The organism is Gordonia jacobaea (assembly GCF_001186365.1).
Taxonomy (GTDB): Bacteria; Actinomycetota; Actinomycetes; order Mycobacteriales; family Mycobacteriaceae; genus Gordonia; species Gordonia jacobaea.
On sequence record NZ_LDTZ01000014.1, the window covers coordinates 232,468 to 249,561 of the forward strand.

17 protein-coding genes are annotated in these 17,094 nt (G+C 66.3%); 8 read left to right on the forward strand and 9 right to left on the reverse strand.

The features are described from left to right. Positions 1-4: 4 nt before the first annotated feature. Positions 5-1,318, reverse strand: coding sequence for an SLC13 family permease (locus tag ABW18_RS04065; protein WP_049697720.1), 1,314 nt, complete (start codon positions 1,316-1,318; stop codon positions 5-7). A gap of 19 nt (positions 1,319-1,337) precedes the next feature. After that, complete coding sequence (locus ABW18_RS04070; protein ID WP_049697721.1) at positions 1,338-3,050, reverse strand: MFS transporter; 1,713 nt, start codon at positions 3,048-3,050, stop codon at positions 1,338-1,340. 159 nt (positions 3,051-3,209) lie between these two features. On the opposite strand from ABW18_RS04070, the gene ABW18_RS22965 reads away from it, so the two are divergent. Continuing rightward, complete coding sequence (locus tag ABW18_RS22965) at positions 3,210-3,350, forward strand: hypothetical protein (RefSeq protein WP_197494559.1); 141 nt, start codon at positions 3,210-3,212, stop codon at positions 3,348-3,350. Positions 3,351-3,373: 23 nt separating this feature from the next. On the opposite strand, the gene ABW18_RS04075 is transcribed toward ABW18_RS22965, so the two are convergent. From ABW18_RS04075 to kstD, 3 genes are all read right to left on the reverse strand, one after another. Then, positions 3,374-3,805 (reverse strand): DUF6918 family protein, encoded by a 432-nt coding sequence (locus ABW18_RS04075; RefSeq protein WP_049697722.1) that lies wholly within the window; start codon positions 3,803-3,805, stop codon positions 3,374-3,376. Positions 3,806-3,943: 138 nt separating this feature from the next. Next, positions 3,944-4,807 carry a MaoC/PaaZ C-terminal domain-containing protein gene (locus ABW18_RS04080; protein WP_049697723.1) on the reverse strand — a complete coding sequence of 288 codons (864 nt, stop codon included), beginning with the start codon at positions 4,805-4,807 and terminating at the stop codon, positions 3,944-3,946. A gap of 3 nt (positions 4,808-4,810) precedes the next feature. After that, complete coding sequence (gene kstD / locus ABW18_RS04085; protein WP_049697724.1) at positions 4,811-6,535, reverse strand: 3-oxosteroid 1-dehydrogenase; 1,725 nt, start codon at positions 6,533-6,535, stop codon at positions 4,811-4,813. Positions 6,536-6,631: 96 nt separating this feature from the next. Here kstD and ABW18_RS04090 point away from each other — a divergent pair, with 96 nt between their 5' ends. The 4 genes from ABW18_RS04090 to dmpG all read left to right on the forward strand — a co-directional run bounded on the left by ABW18_RS04090 (position 6,632) and on the right by dmpG (position 10,454). Continuing rightward, positions 6,632-7,492: an SDR family NAD(P)-dependent oxidoreductase gene (locus tag ABW18_RS04090; protein WP_231894254.1), complete on the forward strand. Its 861-nt coding sequence runs from the start codon at positions 6,632-6,634 to the stop codon at positions 7,490-7,492. Between the two features lie 144 nt (positions 7,493-7,636). Next, positions 7,637-8,425, forward strand: a complete 789-nt coding sequence (locus tag ABW18_RS04095) for a 2-keto-4-pentenoate hydratase (protein ID WP_049697726.1) — start codon at positions 7,637-7,639, stop codon at positions 8,423-8,425. A gap of 50 nt (positions 8,426-8,475) precedes the next feature. Beyond that, a complete protein-coding gene (locus ABW18_RS04100; RefSeq protein WP_005204120.1) occupies positions 8,476-9,381 on the forward strand; it encodes an acetaldehyde dehydrogenase (acetylating) in 906 nt (301 codons plus the stop codon). Then, on the forward strand, positions 9,378-10,454 hold the full coding sequence (dmpG, locus tag ABW18_RS04105; protein ID WP_049697727.1) for a 4-hydroxy-2-oxovalerate aldolase: 1,077 nt from the start codon (positions 9,378-9,380) through the stop codon (positions 10,452-10,454). The genes ABW18_RS04100 and dmpG overlap by 4 nt, the downstream gene beginning before the upstream one ends. Positions 10,455-10,555: 101 nt before the next feature. On the opposite strand, the gene ABW18_RS04110 is transcribed toward dmpG, so the two are convergent. After that, positions 10,556-11,479 carry a type IV toxin-antitoxin system AbiEi family antitoxin domain-containing protein gene (locus tag ABW18_RS04110; RefSeq protein WP_049697728.1) on the reverse strand — a complete coding sequence of 308 codons (924 nt, stop codon included), beginning with the start codon at positions 11,477-11,479 and terminating at the stop codon, positions 10,556-10,558. A gap of 120 nt (positions 11,480-11,599) precedes the next feature. Next, the gene (locus ABW18_RS04115; RefSeq protein WP_049697729.1) at positions 11,600-12,403 is read right to left on the reverse strand and encodes a VOC family protein; all 804 of its coding nucleotides are present in this window, start codon (positions 12,401-12,403) and stop codon (positions 11,600-11,602) included. A gap of 135 nt (positions 12,404-12,538) precedes the next feature. Here ABW18_RS04115 and ABW18_RS04120 point away from each other — a divergent pair, with 135 nt between their 5' ends. Then, positions 12,539-13,081 carry a hypothetical protein gene (locus tag ABW18_RS04120; protein ID WP_152929999.1) on the forward strand — a complete coding sequence of 181 codons (543 nt, stop codon included), beginning with the start codon at positions 12,539-12,541 and terminating at the stop codon, positions 13,079-13,081. On the opposite strand, the gene ABW18_RS04125 is transcribed toward ABW18_RS04120, so the two are convergent. Further along, complete coding sequence (locus tag ABW18_RS04125) at positions 13,035-13,451, reverse strand: hypothetical protein (RefSeq protein WP_049697730.1); 417 nt, start codon at positions 13,449-13,451, stop codon at positions 13,035-13,037. The genes ABW18_RS04120 and ABW18_RS04125 overlap by 47 nt on opposite strands. A gap of 2 nt (positions 13,452-13,453) precedes the next feature. After that, the gene (locus ABW18_RS04130; protein ID WP_049697731.1) at positions 13,454-14,689 is read right to left on the reverse strand and encodes a 3-ketosteroid-9-alpha-monooxygenase, oxygenase component; all 1,236 of its coding nucleotides are present in this window, start codon (positions 14,687-14,689) and stop codon (positions 13,454-13,456) included. 231 nt (positions 14,690-14,920) lie between these two features. On the opposite strand from ABW18_RS04130, the gene hsaA reads away from it, so the two are divergent. Together hsaA and hsaC are read left to right on the forward strand one after the other, a co-directional pair. Continuing rightward, the gene (gene hsaA / locus ABW18_RS04135; RefSeq protein WP_049697732.1) at positions 14,921-16,156 is read left to right on the forward strand and encodes a 3-hydroxy-9,10-secoandrosta-1,3,5(10)-triene-9,17-dione monooxygenase oxygenase subunit; all 1,236 of its coding nucleotides are present in this window, start codon (positions 14,921-14,923) and stop codon (positions 16,154-16,156) included. A gap of 17 nt (positions 16,157-16,173) precedes the next feature. Then, complete coding sequence (hsaC, locus tag ABW18_RS04140; RefSeq protein WP_049697733.1) at positions 16,174-17,088, forward strand: iron-dependent extradiol dioxygenase HsaC; 915 nt, start codon at positions 16,174-16,176, stop codon at positions 17,086-17,088. Positions 17,089-17,094: the final 6 nt, after the last annotated feature.

Below are 17,094 nucleotides of genomic sequence, written 5' to 3' on the forward strand. Positions count from 1 at the left end.
GGGCTCACCCGAAAGCCCGCAGCCCGACCCACAGCGCGAGTACTGCGGCGACGAGTGTCAGCGGCACCGACACCAGCCCGAGCGACAGATAGAGACGAGACGACGTCGACGCCGAGTGTCGACGCATGACGTCGCGCCACAGCAGATTGGCCAGCGAACCGAACACGGCCAGGTTGGGGCCGATGTTCACGCCGAGCAGTACCGCGAGCACCAGCGCGGGCTGACCCGCCAAGAGCGGGACGAGCAGCAGGGTCGCCGGGAGATTGTTGAACAGGTTGGCGGCGACCGCTGCGATCACCGCGGCTCCCAGCAGCGCGAGAAGGCCTGCCCCGGACGGCATCAGCGTCGAGAAGAGGTCACCCACGGGGCCGTTGCGCACGGGCAGGATGATCACGCCCAGTGCGGCGACGAAGATCAGGAACGGGACTCCTGCCGCGCGGACGGCGTCGACGCAGGTCGCGCGGGGTGTTCGCCACAGCCACGGCAGCGCCATCGCCAGCGCCCCGATCCCGGCCACGGCCGCCAGCGGGACGCCGAGAGGCTCTGCGACGACGAATCCCACGAGAAGCCCGCCGAGTGCGCCCAACGTCAGCAGCGGCGCTCGTGGCGTCTCGACGTCCTCCGAATGATCCTGCGCCGCATCGGATACGACGAGCTCGGGAGAATCGTCGACCTCACCGTGCCCGCGGGGCGATCTCAGGTCCGCCGCGAAGAACCACCGAAAGACGAGATATTCGACGACGATCGCCGCGACCCACGGCCACGCCATGATCGCGGCGAAGCGCGTGAACGACAGCCCGGCCGCGCCGAAGGCGAGCAGATTGGTCAGGTTGGAGACGGGCAGGAGCGTCGACGCGCTGTTGGCGAGATGGTTGCTCGCGTAGGCGATGGGTGTGACTCGCGCGCCGATGTGTCGTGTGGTCAACACGGCAACCGGGGTCAGCAGCACGATCGTGGTGTCGAGGGACAATACAGCGGTCGTCACGGCAGCGACCACGAATACGATGCGCAGCAATCCGATCGCCGAACCGCGACTCCACCTGGCCAATACCACCCCGACCCAGGTGAAAACACCTGCGCGTGCACAGATCTCGGCGACGACGAGCATGGCCGCGAGAAACCCGATTGTCGGCAGCATGAACCGAACCTCTGCCGCGGCGGTGTGCCAGTCGACGAGACCCAGCGCGGCGACGAGCAAGGCTGCCGGCACGGCGACAACAGCGGGTGGGACGCGTGTGACCGATACGGTGGCGACGATGGTCACGACCAACACGACGACCGCGACCACGGTGCCGAACGCGCTGCTCGCCTCGATCACCGGAGCGAGCCTACGCTGCTCACCTGTCCGTCGAGCGTTGCCTGTCGTCGTCCGCCCAGCCGAACTCGTTGGTCTTCGTCACGGGTTCCCCCATATCGGGGTCGGTCTTGTTGTCGGGGTAGGTGACGGCGACGACACGACGAGGCGCGAGCCACAGCAACACGGCGGAGCCGGCGAGGAGGACCGCTCCGAGGACGACGCACGCCTGATTCATCGGCGTGATGAACGCGTCTTGCGCGCCGTCGAGGATGGCCCGCGCCAGACCGCTCGCCTGCTCGGGAAGCCGGTGTGCCACCTCGGTGGCCTCCGCGAGTGATTTGCCGATGCGAGTCGACGCCTCGTCGGCTTGGGCGAGCAGCGCCTGGCCGCCCGCGGTGTCTCCCGCGGCGATGCGTTGGCGTCCGGCGGCGTCGAGTTGGTCGTGTGCGAGCGTGCTGGTCGCCCCGATTCGGGCCGAGTATCCGGCCGCGAGCAGTGACCCTGCGATAGCGATCCCGATGGCGGCACCGAGTTCGCGCGCGGTGTCGTTGACCGCTGATCCGACGCCCTGGTTGTCCAGCGGTGTGTTCGACATGATGGCCGTGGTCGACGGTGCGGTCGCGAGTCCGATACCGACCGCGATGACACCGGTCATCGCCGCGAACATCGGGTAGCTGTCGTAGTCGATGAGCCCGAGGAGCAGCATCCCGATGCCTGCGACGAGGATTCCGCCGGCGAGGACGAAACGCAGCGAGTGGAACCGCACGGCGACCCAATTGCCGACGAGGGCGAAAGCGCTGACACCGATGACCATCGGCATCAGTGCGAAAGCCGATTGCAGCGGGGAGTAGCCCATCACCAGTTGCAGTCGTTGCAACAGCAGATAGAAGGCGCCGAACGACGCGAAGAACTGCAATGCCACCGAGAGTGCGCCGGAACCGAATGCGCGGTTGGTGAAGAGGCGCACGTCCAGCAGCGGGTCGGTGATGCGCAATTCGACCATGCAGAACGCGACCAACAACACCAGTCCGCCGATCAGCGCGACCAGAACGAGGGCGTCGCCCCACCCGCGGTGTGGTGCTTCGAGAAGACCGAAGACGATTCCGGTCACGCCGAAGACCGATAGGGCGGTACCGCCGAAGTCGAAGCGTCCAGGATTGCTGTCGCGGGAGGTTCCGATCGTCAGGCACAGCAGAGCAGTCACCAGAGCCGACGCCGCGAAAGTGATGAAAATCGAGTGCCACGAGAAGAATTCGAGCAGGACGCCGGTGACGAAGAATCCCGCGATCGCTCCCGCTCCAGCCACCGCCGCCCAAATGCTCACCGCGATACTGCGCTTGTCCGCAGGTACACCGGAGGTGATCAGCGACAGCGTGGTGGGCATGATGAGTGCCGCTGCGACGCCTGCCAGGATTCGGGTGCAGATCAACTGGGTGGGATCGGTCGTCCAGATCGCCAGCAGTGAGGCGACAGAGAAGACGACGAGACCGACGATCAGGACCTCGCGTCGCCCGAAGCGGTCACCGATGGCGCCTGCCGGAAGCAGCAGTGCCGCAAGGGCTAACGTGTAGCCGTCGACGATCCATGTCATCTGGCTCGAGTCGGCGCCGATGTCGATGGCGATGTCGGCGAGTGCGGTGTTCAGCGCGGCCATGGCGGCGACCACCATGCTGACCGCAGCGCAGGCGATCAGGATCAGCCACGCCGCGCGCGTGTTCTCGCGCGTCAGTCGCGTGCGTGTCAGCCTGGCCATGTAGTCCCCGTCGCTATCGAGTCGAGGTTATTCACGACACGCTGCCGGGAAACGCCACAAACTCCTGCACCATGTGACACATTTATCACTGTAGTAACACACTGGGAGTATTCGATCAGGTAGCTGGCGGGTATCCCGGACGATCGAAAGTGAGAGATCATGGCCTCATCCCAGGTCGCATCTTCACGAGCAACCGACACGACGCCGGTCCGCCTGCACATCTGGCGGGTGTTGTCGATGCTGGCCGCGCTGATCGCGGTCGGTGTGGTGTTGGTTCTCATCATCACCTCCGCGGCCTAGCGCGACCAGCCGACACGTCGGACTCAGCCCGCGTACTTCTCGATGACTGCGCCGACTCGTGGAAGTGCCGCGGCCACATAGCCTTTCGCCTTGCCGCGCAGCGAGTTGTACGCCTTCGCGAGCGCAGGCTTGGCGTTCGACACCTGGTCGTCGGTCACCTGGAGCAGCGCTTCGGATGCCGCGTCGGAATTCGCCGCGAGGTGATCACCGAACGCGACGCCGGCAGGCTTGCTGTCCCAGAACGGTTGCAGCGCGCTGAGAAAGTCGGGCAGCAACTGGTCGGTAGCCCGAGTCACGATGTCCGGCTTGATCTTTTGGACAGCGCCGTAAGCCGCTTTGACGGCGGCGCCGCTGAGACCCTTCTGCTCCGACACCTCGGCGTCGATGACGCCGACGAAATCGTTGACCACTGCCGGACGGTTGGCTCCGAGCAGTGACTGCAGCGAATCGCTCATCGAATCTCCTTCATGGCCCGTGGCGCAGCCACGGGAGGTAGCGGGAATGACCGTCAGTGACCTTATCGGTTCCGACTGTGATGGTGCGCGCTGGCGGCATCCACCTACGACGTCGCGTCCGCTACTCCCATCGGACGCTCAGCGGCGTTTCTCGACAACCACGTTCGCCAGCGCCGGGGCATTGTCGCGTTCGATCACCGAGGCCGTCACCAGGAGCCTGTCGGCCTCGTCCCACACGGCAACGTCGAGCGTCTCACCCGGGAACACCACGCCCGCGAAGGTTGCCGAGAAGTCGGCTACCGCAACGACTTCACCGCCGAGGAGTCCGTCGACGACGGCCCGACACACCGATCCATACGTGCACAGGCCGTGCAGGATGGGCCGCGGAAATCCGGCGGCCGCGGCGAATGCCGGGTCGGAGTGCAGTGGGTTGCGGTCGCCGCACAACCGGTAGAGCAGCGCCTGATTCGGCAGCGTGGGGACCTGCAGGATCGCGTCGGGTGCTCGGTCGGGATAGGCGACCTTGCTCGACGCCCCGCGCTCACCTCCGAAACCGCCCTCACCCTTGGCGAAGATCGACGACCGCTCGGTCCACAGCGGTTCGCCCGTCTCGTCGACGGTGATGCCCTCGGAGATGATGACCGCCGCAGACCCTTTGTCCTGGACCTCGACGATCCGCTTGCGCGTCGTCGCCTTGCCCTCCGGCGGCAGTGGTCGATGCGCGGTGGTCTGCTGGCTGCCGTGGACGACCTTCGCCAAATCGATGTCGATACCGGGGAAGGAGGCCGTGGGAGCCTGCGTAGCGTGGAACGTCGCGGCGACCGTCGCGAAGGTCGGCAACACCTTGGGAGCGGCGTCGTCGACGTAGCGCAGGCCATCGACGTCGAGCGGATCACGGGCTGCTCCGACGGCGAGGTGATAGAGCGCGACGTCGGATGCCGTCCACGAGAAGGTGACCTCGGGCAACTCCGCCCCGACTGCGACCGATGGATCGATGGGCACGGCTTACGCTCCTGCCGTCGTCGACGTCGGGGTTGCCTGCCCGGTGCGTGCGGCGGCGTCGAGCGCGGCGAGGTACCCGAAGACGAGCGCGGGGCCGATGGTGGCGCCGGGGCCGGCATAGGTGTGGCCCATGACCGGTGCGCTGGTGTTGCCCGCGGCGTAGAGGCCCTCGATGACCGAGCCGTCCGGTCGCAGCGCGCGGCCGGTCGCGTCGGTGTCGATGCCGCCCTTGGTGCCGAGGTCTCCCGGCACCATCTTGACCGCGTAGAACGGCGCCTTGCGGACCAGCCCGAGGCTCGGGTTGGGCTTGTTGGTGATGTCGCCGTAGTAGTGGTCGTAGCCGCTCTCGCCGCGATGGAAGTCGGCGTCGACGCCGGACTTCGCGAATCCGTTGAAGCGTTCGGTTGTCGCGGTCAGTGCGTCGGCGGGAACGCCGATCTTGTCGGCGAGCTCGGCGATCGTGTCGGCCTTGACGACGACCCCGGAGTCAAACCACTTCTTGGGCAACGGTTGTCGCGCGTTGATCCCCGCGAAGAGATACCGGTTGCGGCACGTCTGGTCGAAGATCAGCCAACCGGGCACGTTCTCTCCCGGGCCCTCGCCCTGGCCGAACTCGCCGCCGTACATCTGGTGCACGGCCTCCACGTAGGGCAGCGATTCGTTCATGAATCGTTCGCCGCGCATGTTGACGATGAACGTGCCGGGGACCGAGCGTTCGGAGAGTGCGAACCACGGCCCGCGCGGCAGGGGAATGGTCGGTCCCCACCAGGCGTCGTCCATCAGCGACACCGCGGCGCCGATCTTGATGCCCGCGTTGATGCCGTCACCGGTGTTCGACGGCGCGCCCGTCGTCCAGTCGGACCCGATCGGTTCGCGCTGGTATTTGCGGCGCATCTCGACGTTGTGCTCGAATCCGCCACACGCGAGGATCACGCCTTTCTCGGCGCGGATGTCGAACTGCTTGCCGTCGGATTCCGCTCTGACCCCGACGATGCGGCCGTCGTCGGTGAGAAGGTCGACGAGGCCGGTGTTCAGTCGCAGGGGAACGCCGGCCTGCCGAACTCCGAGCAGCAGCTCGGCGGCGAGCGCTGCGCCCATCGCGATGAGTTTCTTACCGCGCGAGCGTGCCCAGAAGAATCGGCCGCCGACCTTGGCCATCCGCGCCGGGCCGCGCCAATGGCGTATGCCGGTGTTGAGCCAGCGGTAATCCGATTGCAGCACAACCATGTTCAGCGGCGCCTTGGTGTACTGCGGGTGCAGGGTGTCGAGGTCGTCGCCGAGTGCTCGTGCATCGAAGGGGCGAGGTTCGACGCTGCGCCCGCCGATACGGCCGCCCGGCGCCTCCGGGTAGTAGTCGGAGTAGTTCTTCACCCACTCGAGGTCGAGAGGGGCGTGCTTCATGAGGAAGTCCAGCGCCTCGGGGCCACGGTCGATGTAGGCGTCGATGCGGTCCTCGCGTGCGTGCTCGCCGATGATGGCCTTGACGTACTCGCGGGCCCGGTCGGGTGTGTCGTCGACGCCGTCGCGCTTCAATACGGAGTTGTTGGGGATCCAGACGCCGCCACCCGAGCGCGACGTCGAGCCTCCCCAGTACGGCGACTTCTCGATGATCACCGTCGTGAGGCCCTGCGCCGCAGCGGTGATCGCGGCACTGAGCCCTGCCGCGCCCGCACCCACGACGACGACGTCGTAGGTCTCTGGTTGTTCTTGCTCGCGCTCGCCTGCCATCGGGTTCCCTTCGTGCTCCGTGGTGGAACGTGTTCTCTATACGAATTAGAACACGTTTCAGAAATGTGGCGCCAGGGTGTGGGAGAGTCGGTGCGCATGGAGCAACGTCGAGTGGCTGTCGTGACCGGGGCGAGCCGGGGTGCGGGCAGGGGAATCGCGCTCGCGCTGGGTGCGACCGGGGCCACGGTATACGTGACCGGGCGGACCGAGAACGACGGCGACAGTGCACTGCCCGGTTCGGTGAACTCGACCGCTGCCGAGGTGAGCGCTCGTGGCGGCGTCGGTGTCCCGATGGTGCTCGACCACGCCGACGACGCCGCCGTCGCCGCACTGTTCGAGCGGGTCGGCGACGAGAACGGCGGCTGCCTCGACATCCTGGTCAACAACGCGCTGACCCTTCCGGACGCATTGACGACGAAGGGCCCGTTCTGGAGCAAGCCGCTCTCGCTGACCGACCTGTTCGACGTCGGAATGCGGTCGACGTATGTCGCAAGCTATTACGCCGCACCGCTTCTGGTGCACCGCGGCTCGGGCTTGATCGTCAACACCTCGTCCTTCGGTGGCGCGTGCTACATGCACGGACCCGCGTACGGCGCGGGCAAGGCTGCCGTCGACAAACTGGCTCACGACATGGCCGTCGACTTCCGGCCGCATGACGTCGCCGTGATCTCGCTGTGGATGGGCCTGCTGCTGACCGAGCGCACCCGCGCGGCATTCGCCGATCACCCGGATGCGTATGCCGGTCTCGCCGCCAACGCCGAATCGCCGGAGTTCGTCGGGCGGGTCATCGCCGCGCTCGCCGACGATCCCGATCTGATGTCGCGGAGCGGGCGCGTGCTCATCGCGGCGGAACTCGCCGCCGAGTACGGCGTCGTCGACGCCGACGGCCGACAGCCGCCGTCGCATCGCGCGATGCTCGGCGACCCGCCGACGTTCAGCACGGCCGTCATCGACTGAGGCGTGGACGGAAGCGCGGGTGGGGCGCCGAAGGGACTGCCGCAAAACTGGAACATGTTCTAAACTAGAACGTGTTCATGCCGTGGTGGCCTGTGTGCTCGCCGCGGTAGATGTGAGCCGTACCGACCCCGGAAGTGAGCAGAAGTGGCCGTCGACAAGGCAACTCGCGAGCAGATCGCGGCGGATCTGTGGACAGCAGAACAGACCGCAACCGCCATCGAGCGGCCAACCGACACCCATCCCGACCTCGACGTCGTCGACGCCTACGAGATCCAGCTGATCAATATCCGCAAGCGTCTCGATGCGGGCGCGAAGGTCGCGGGGCACAAGGTCGGCCTTGCGTCGGAAGCCATGCAGAAGATGATGGGCGTCGACGAACCCGACTATGGGCATCTGCTCGACACCATGCAGTACTACGAGTCGACCCCCATCGACACGGCTCGGCTCTGCTTCCCGCGGGTCGAGGTGGAGGTCGGGTTCATCCTCGGCAAGGACCTGCCGGGCGAGGGGTGCACAAACGACGACGTCATCGCCGCCGTCGAGTGGGTGGTGCCGTCTATCGAACTCATCGACTCGCGGATCACGGACTGGAAGATCACACTCTGCGACACCATCGCCGACAACGCGTCGTCGTGCGGATGGATTCTCGGCGAGCAGCGGGTGGCCATCGGCGATATCGACACCGGCGACGTCGACGCGGTGCTGCACCGCAACGGTGAGGTTGTCGCGAAGGGCAATTCGTCTGCGGTGCTCGGGCATCCGCTCAACGCGGTGTCGTGGCTCGCGCGCAAGGTCGAGGGCTTCGGGGTGCGGCTGCGCAAGGGCGACCTGATACTTCCCGGGACCGCGACACGGGCCTTCGACGTCGCGCCGGGCGACCACGTCGTCGCAGAGTTCGCGGGGCTCGGCACCGTCACACTGGACTTCGACTGAGTCCCAACAGTTTTCGTCAAGACCACGACCACACACCCACAGGAGGCACCGTGGCGGCAACGCTGACCGCAGCCATCATCGGGTCGGGCAACATCGGCACCGACCTCATGTACAAACTCGAACGCAGTCAGGTCATCGACCCGCGCTGGATGGTCGGTATCGACGCCGACTCCGAGGGCATGAAACGTGCCGCCGACCACGGGCTGATCACCATGAGCGGCGGCGCCGACGAGTTGCTCGCGTCGTCGGAGAAGCCCGATCTGATCTTCGAGGCGACGTCGGCCTACGTGCACCGCGAGTACGCGCCCCGCTACGAGGAGGCAGGCATCATCGCCGTCGACCTCACACCCGCGGCAGTCGGGCCCGCGGTGGTGCCGCCCGCCAACCTGCGTGAGCATCTCGACGCCCCGAACACCAACATGATCACCTGCGGTGGGCAGGCGACCATCCCGATGGTGCACGCGGTGAGTTCGGTTGTGCCGGTGCCGTATGCGGAGATCGTCGCGTCGGTGGCATCCGTCTCGGCGGGGCCGGGCACGCGCGCCAACATCGACGAGTTCACGCGCACGACGTCGAAGGGGATCGAGACGATCGGGGGTGCGCAGCGCGGCAAGGCGATCATCATCCTCAACCCGGCCGACCCTCCGATGATCATGCGCGACACCATCTTCTGCGCGATTCCCGAGGATGCCGACACCGACGCGATCGCCGCGTCGATCCATCAGCGCGAAAAGGACATCCAGGCATACGTTCCCGGCTATCGGCTGCTGCAGGACCCGCAGTTCGATCCGCCCAGTGTGCTCAACGGCGGGCACGCGCGCGTCTCGATCTTCGTCGAGGTCGAGGGTGCAGGCGACTTTCTACCGCCGTACGCGGGAAACCTCGACATCATGACGGCCGCCGCCACCAAGGTCGGCGAAGAAATCGCGAAGCAGAAGCTGGGGGTGTCGGCATGACCACGGCGACAACAGATCTCATGGCGCACGCGCGCAAGTACTCCGACACGCTCGACATCCGGATCACAGACTCGTCGCTGCGCGACGGCAGCCACCACAAGCGCCACCAGTTCACGGTCGACGAGGTGCGGTCCATCGTCGGCGCGCTCGATGACGCCGGAGTCCCGGTGATCGAGGTGACCCACGGCGACGGACTCGGCGGGTCGTCGTTCAACTACGGCTTCTCCAAAACCCCTGAGCAGGAACTGATCAAGGCGGCCGCCGAAACCGCGCAGCGCGCCAAGATCGCGTTCCTCATGCTGCCGGGGCTGGGTACCAAGGACGACATTCGGGCCGCGCAGGACAACGGCGGCCAGATCTGCCGCATCGCGACGCACTGCACCGAGGCCGACGTGTCGATTCAGCACTTCGGGCTGGCTCGCGAGCTGGGTTTGGAAACCGTCGGCTTCCTGATGATGAGTCACAGTCAGCCGCCGGAAGTGCTTGCCGCGCAGGCGCGCATCATGGCCGACGCCGGCTGCCAGTGCGTGTACGTCGTCGACTCCGCCGGTGCGCTCGTGCTCGAGGACGTCACCGTTCGCGTGCAGGCACTGGTGGCCGAACTCGGCGACGACGCCCAGGTCGGCTTCCACGGCCACGAGAACCTCGACATCGCGGTTGCCAACTCCATCAACGCCATTCGGGCGGGTGCACAGCAGATCGACGGTTCGATCCGACGTTTCGGTGCGGGCGCGGGAAACACGCCGACGGAGGCCTTCGTCGGAGTGTGCGACAAGCTCGGGATCACCACGGGCGTCGACTTCATGAAGATCGCCGACGCCGCGCAAGACGTCGTGCGGCCCGCCATGCCGTCGGAGTGCCTGGTCGACCGCTCGTCGATGATGATGGGCTACGCAGGCTGCTACAGCTCGTTCCTCAAGCACGCCGAGGGGCACGCCGAACGGTACGGCGTCTCCGCGGCGGACATCCTGCTCGAGGCCGGCAACCGCAAACTCGTTGGCGGGCAGGAGGATCAGCTCATCGACATCGCCCTCGAGCTGCGCAAGAAGGCCGACGCGAACGCCGGCGTCTGAGGGGTTCCGCGTTCGCCCAAACGCGGCCCGAACGTGTAGACGCGGCTGGTACACCAGCCGCGTTTGCAGGTTCGAGCCGCGTCTGGAGTTCGACGATCCGCTCACGCCACGTCGAGCTGCAGTTTGGTCAGCCACTGCCGGACCGACGCGGCGACGGTGCCCCGCTCGAGGTCGGCCCAGGTCCAGCGGATCACCATGACGCCGAGTCGGCGCAGTCGGTCCTCGCGCTTCTTCTCCCGGACCACGGCGTCGGTGGCGTCTTCGCCGTCCCGTAAGTACTTCTGGTACTTCACCTTTCCGTCGAACTCCCCGACGAGCAGCCCCGACCAGTCGAAGTCGCTGCGCGCGACGAACCCGTCCTGATCGCGGAACTCGTGTTGCAGACGCGGAATCGGAAGGCCCGCCTCGATGATCTGCGCCCGACACCACGACTCGCCGGGACTCTCCGCGTCGGCGGTGGCGTGTGCGAGCGCACGGCGCGCCTGTCCGACGCCCCGACGCGTGGCCCGCAGCATCTTGCGCATGACCTTGCGGTCGGCGCCGAGGCGCAGCGCGGCGTCGAGCACTGCGAGTGCGCCGGCGAAGCCCATCGGGCTCGTGCATGCGATGTCGACGGCTGTTCGTTCGAGCGAGCTGACCAGCACACCGTCGACGTCGACTGTCTCGCTGGGCGCGACCACTCCGACGTGCGTGTGCCTGGTGGCCGTACGTCCGCCGTGGTTGGCGTCGCCGGTGGTCACGTGCAGGCGCGCGAAGTTGGGTTTGAGCATCGGCAGCCTGTGCATTGCGGCGGCCGACTGGTGGGTCACCACTCCCGCGACGATGCCGAGCGTGGCCGACGCGATCACGGTGAGCCGGTGCGCGTCGTCGGGTGTGCGTTTCTCGGCGGGCGCGAAGGCGCCGCGGCCGACACGGACGATCTCGCCGCGTCGGCACGCTCGGCGCAGATCGTCGTCGGTGAAGCCGTCGGCCAGTGCCTTCTTGCGGTAGATGATGCCGTGGTCGTCTGCGATGAACGGGGTCATGACAGCTCCGACGCGCACGACCGCCCGGCGGTTCCCCTAATGCCCAAACGCGGCCCGAACCTGCAGACGCGGCTGGTACACCGACAGCGTCTGCAAGTTCGAGCCGCGTCTGGAGCGCGGTTACATCCCGGCCGGCGGGTGCCCCAGCGAGATCAGTGCGCCGTTGGGGTCGTGCACCGTGGCGAGGGTGCCGTACGGCGTGTCCGTGGCGGGCATGATGACCGAGCCGCCGAGCTCCTCGGCGCGCTTGACGGTCGCGGGTACGTCGTCGACGCAGATGTAGATCTGCCAGAAGGAGGGCAGTTCCGGCGGAAACAGGTTGGCTGCGTCCATGATTCCGGCGTAGGCCATGTCGCCGAAGAAGACCTGCGCGTACCGCAGCGGGCTGCCCGGCTCGACGATCTCGACGGCGCTGTTGTCGATGACAGACTCGACGCGCGCGCCGACGACCTCGGGGTAGAACACCACCGATTTGGTGTAGTCCTGGCTCACACACTCGAACCAGTACGGGGCGCCGTGGACGCCCCACTCGGCAAAGCCCTTGTGCTTGTTGGCTTTCCAGAAGCCGATCACCGCGCCCGCGGCGTCGACCGCCACGGCCATCGTGCCCTCCTCGCCGACCTCCATCGGAGGCAGCATGACCGATCCGCCCGCTGCCTTGACCAGCTCGAGAGTGGCCTCGGGGTCGTCGGTGCGAAGGTACGACGACCAGACGTTGGGCACCGACCCTTCGCCCATGGCGGGCATCAGGCCGGCGACGCGGTGACCGTTGAGAGTGAAGTTCTGGTATCCGCCGAAGTCGGGGTTCGGATCCTCGACCTTCCACCCGAACAGGTCGCTGTAGAAGTCGATCGCCTTGGCGGTGTTGCTGCTCATCAGGTCGAACCAGACAGGTGCGCCGGGGGGAGCGGTGTATTCGGTCATGGCAGTGGCTCTTCTCTGTGGTCGCTGGTCTCGGACGCTGGTACTGACCTCCATCCTCGCGAAAAGTCATCGGCGGCGTCGGCGAACACCGGAGGTCGGTACGCGAGCGAGACCCGGGGTGGCACGCTTGACCCCATGACAGAACGTGCGCGCGCACTCGCATGGCCGCTTTTCGCGGTGTCCGGCCTGCTGATCGTCGCGTTCAGTCTGGTGTCGTGGGGCGACTCCAGCCAGGGGCTCAACTCCAAGATCTCCGGTGTCGGGCGCGTATCGGTGCCGGGTGCGGCGCCGGAAGACGTCGCATTTCTGGAAGCGCACACGCAACGCCCGGGGCTGGTCACCATCATCCTGGGTGCGGTGATCGCTGCCGTCGCGGCAGTGGGCTGGTGGCGTCGTCGGCTGCGTCCGATCGCACTTTCAGTGATCGGGCTCGCCGCGGTCGGAGCCGCGGTGGCCGCGGGATTCGTGGTTGCTGACCCGTCCGGACGACTGCTCGACGACGCGGTGACCAGCACCCTCGACCTCGCGCCGGGCGAACAGATCCTCCAACCGGGCTACGGCGTGATCGCGGTGCTCGTCGTCGCGATCCTGGTGGCCGTCGGCGTGGTGTTTGTCAGCGCCACAGCAGTGCTCACCAGTACCCGTCGGGATCGGACTCCGGCGACTCCGCCGGGATGATCCCTTCTGCGACACCGTGATCGATGCTCGCCGACAGTCGTGAGCAGGTCGGGACGAGCGCCGGATTCCCGCCCTCGGCACGTATGCGGGCGAGTTCGTTGCACCGCTCCCGGGCGTCGGCGTTCCACTGCACGCTGGTGTGGTGCGAGCTGGTCTTCTTGACCAGCACGCACGCATGGCATCCGCGGCACTCGATCTCGGTCATGCCGCCGCGAAGGTAGTGTTCGCGGTCGCGTGCCGTCGACTCGTGGACCGCGGCCCGACGCTGCGGGTCGTCGCCGAAGTCGGGTGCCTTCGACCACCCGGCGAGGGCGGGTGAGGCGCCCCGTGGGGTCTCGCCCTCCTCGATGCGATCGGCGGCCCTGGTCATGCTCAGACGCGCGTGTCGGTGTCGGACGAGTTGTCCGCGGAGGAATCTTCAGGAGCCGCAGCCTCTGCCGCCTCGCGTTCCTGCTTGCGGCGCAGGTTCTCGGCCACCTCGATGCTCCAGTTCTCGACGGCCTTGGTGGTGTCGATCTCGTACTCGAAGCGCTGGGTCATCTCGTCCGTGACGTCGGCCTTGTCGACGTAGAACTGCTCGTACCAGCGTCGAAGCTGGTAGACCGGACCGTCTTCTTCGACGAGGAGTGGGTTGTCGATGCGCGTCTTGTTCTTCCAGATCTCGACGTCCTGCAGGAACCCGACCTCGACGCCCTTGGAGATCTTGTGGGCCATCCGCGACGCCTGCTCACCCGTCATGCCCTCGGGCACCTTGGCCATCACGCCGTACATCAGGACGAACGAATTGGCGTCGATGGGGTAGTGGCAGTTGGTCAGGATGGTCTCGATCTTGAAGTCGCCGTAGAACTGGACCATCGGGTTCAGCATGTACGACGGCCCGTAATAGGCGGCCATCGATTCGAGTCGGCTCTCGGCGTATCCGCTGCCGAAGTCGATGTCGGGTCGGCCGTGGGAGTTCATGTACTGCGCGACGGTCTCGCCCTCGAAGACGTTCTTGAAGTAGTCGGGCAGCGCGTAGTGGACGTAGAAGAAGTGCGCCATGTCGACGACGTTGTCGATGATCTCGCGGCAGTTGGAACCCTCGATCACCAGGCGGTTCCAGGTCCATCCGGTCCAGGCGTCGCTACCGACCTCGTCGAGTTCCGGGACGACGCAGTCATCCGGTGGCGGGTTGCCCTCCGGGTCGTTGTAGACGAAAACCTGTCCGTTGCGGATCATCGTCGGCCACGAACGAGTCTTGGCGAGTTTGGGATTGCGCTTCGCGTACGGCACGCCTGCGCAACGCCCGTTGCCCTTCCACATCCAGCCGTGGAACGGGCATGCGACGTTGCCGTCGCGGATCGAGCCCTGGCTGAGATCGCCGCCCATGTGCCTGCAGTACGCGTCGAGGATGTTGACCTCGCCGTCGTGTATCCACAGCGCAAGTTTGGTGCCGAACACGGTGATCGAGTGTGGCTCGCCGTCGTCGAACTCGGACAGCAGACCCAGGCAGTGCCAGCCGCGCGCGAACCGCGTCGGGGGTACCCCGGTGTCGATCTCGCGCACGTCACTGTCGCGTGCCGCACCGGATGCTCCGGTGTGTGCAGCGGGTCGTGGGGTGACGGTCATCTCGGGCGCTCCTTGATCTCGGGGCTGTGCTGTGCGGTTCGCTCTTCATCGAATACTAGAACAGGTTCCAGTATTCGTGTCCACATCGACTCTGCGCCGCTCGATCGCAGCAGTACATGGGGCCAAGGTCCTGTGTTTCCCAATATCTCGACAAAAACTAGAACCTGTTCTAATCTCAGATTTGAAACCAGTGTCTCACGAACGCGAATCGACAGGTAGGAGCCGGGCCAGATGCCAGCACATGAGCCGTCAGCACTTCAATCGGTGGCGCCGGACGCGCAGACGAGCGCCGACCGGGCAGACGCAGCTGCACAGGTGCTCGAGAAGATCAACGCGCTGCTGCCCGAGATCGAGCAGCGGGCGCAGCAGACCGAGGACCTCCGCCAGATCCCCGACGAAACGGTGTCCAGCCTCGACGACGCGGGCTTCTTCAAGCTCCTGCAGCCGTCGCAGTGGGGTGGATACGAGGCCGACCCGGTCACGTTCTACGAGGCAGTGCGCAGGATCGGCAGTGCATGTGGATCGACCGGGTGGGTCTCGGGCATCATCGGCGTCCACAACTGGCACCTCGCACTGTTCGATCAGCAGGCGCAGGAAGACGTCTGGGGCTCCGATCCGTCGGTGCGCATCTCGTCGTCGTATGCCCCGATGGGTGCCGGCCAGGTTGTCGACGGCGGGTACGTCGTGAACGGGTCGTGGGCGTGGTCGTCGGGTAGTGGCATCGCCGACTGGGTGTTCGTCGGTGGTCCGGTCATCAAGGACGGCAAGCCCGTCGACTTCGTCAGCTTCCTGATTCCGCGCGAGGACTACAACATCAAGGACGTCTGGAACGTGGTGGGGCTGCGGGGCACCGGCTCGAACACGATCGAGGTCAAGGACGTCTTCGTGCCACGGCATCGCATGCTCAGTTACCGCACGATGGGGATGGGTCAGGCGCCAGGGCTCGAGCGCAACACCGCTCCGGTGTACAAGATGCCCTGGGGCACAATTCATCCCAGCACCATCTCGACGCCGATCGTCGGTATGGCATACGGGGCGTACGCCGCGCATGTCGAACATCAGGGCAAGCGTGTACGTGCGGCCTATGCGGGAGAGAAGGCCAAGGACGATCCGTTCGCGAAGGTCCGGATCGCCGGTGCGGCAAGCGATATCGACGCGGCGTGGCGACAGTTGTCGGGCAATCTCGCCGACGAATACAACTACATCTTGCGCGGCGAGGAAGTGCCGATGGAACTGCGGCTCGCCGCACGTCGCGACCAGGTACGGGCCACCGGGCGGGCGATCGCCTCGATCGACACGCTGTTCGAGAACTCGGGTGCACACGCCCTTGAGAACGGCACGCCCATCCAGCGATTCTGGCGCGATGCCCACGCGGGTCGCGTCCACGCCGCCAACGACCCCGAGCGGGCCTACGTCGCATTCGGCAACGGGGAGTTCGGGATTCCCGTCGGCGACACGATGGTCTGAGTGGAGCACCTGAAACGATGAGCGACAGCCCCATCAGTTCCCTCGGCTACATGCGCATCGAGGCCACCGACATGGCCGCGTGGCGCGAATACGGACTCAAGGTCCTCGGCATGATCGAGGGCAAGGGTGCAACGCCCGATGCCCTCTATCTGCGCATGGACGATTTTCCCGCGCGACTAGTCATCGTGCCGTCCGACCGCGACCATCTCGGCAGCACCGGCTGGGAATGTCCGAATGCGCAAGCGCTGCAGGATGTTCGGGACCGTCTCGCATCCGCGGGCGTGATCTTCCGCGAGGGCAAGGACGAGGAACGCCTCGACCGTCGGGTCGACGAGATGATCATCTTCGACGACCCGGCGGGCAATACCCTCGAGGTATTTCACGGTGCGGCACTGGAACATCGGCGCGTCGTCAGCCCGTACGGGCACTCGTTCGTCACCGGCGACCAGGGACTCGGCCACGTCGTACTCACCTGCGACGACGACAAAGCAGCACTGGCCTTCTATCGCGATGTCCTCGGCTTCAAGCTGCGTGACTCGATGCGACTCCCACCGCAGGCGGTGGGTCGCGAAGAGGGCGACGAGGTTCCGTGGCTGCGCTTCCTCGGATGCAACCCGAGACACCATTCGCTCGCGTTCCTGCCCATGCCGAACGCGACGGGCATCGTGCACCTCATGGTCGAGGTCGGTGAGTCCGACGACGTCGGGCTCTGCCTCGACAGGGCGCTGCGTCGAAAGGTGCCGATGTCGGCATCTCTCGGACGCCACGTCAACGACCTGATGCTCTCGTTCTACATGAAGACGCCCGGCGGATTCGACGTCGAATTCGGCTGTGAGGGACGGCAGGTCGACGACGGCGAGTGGGTGGCGAGGGAGAGTACCGCGGTGAGCTTGTGGGGACACGACTTCACCGTCGGATTCAAGAACCAGTGAACGGGA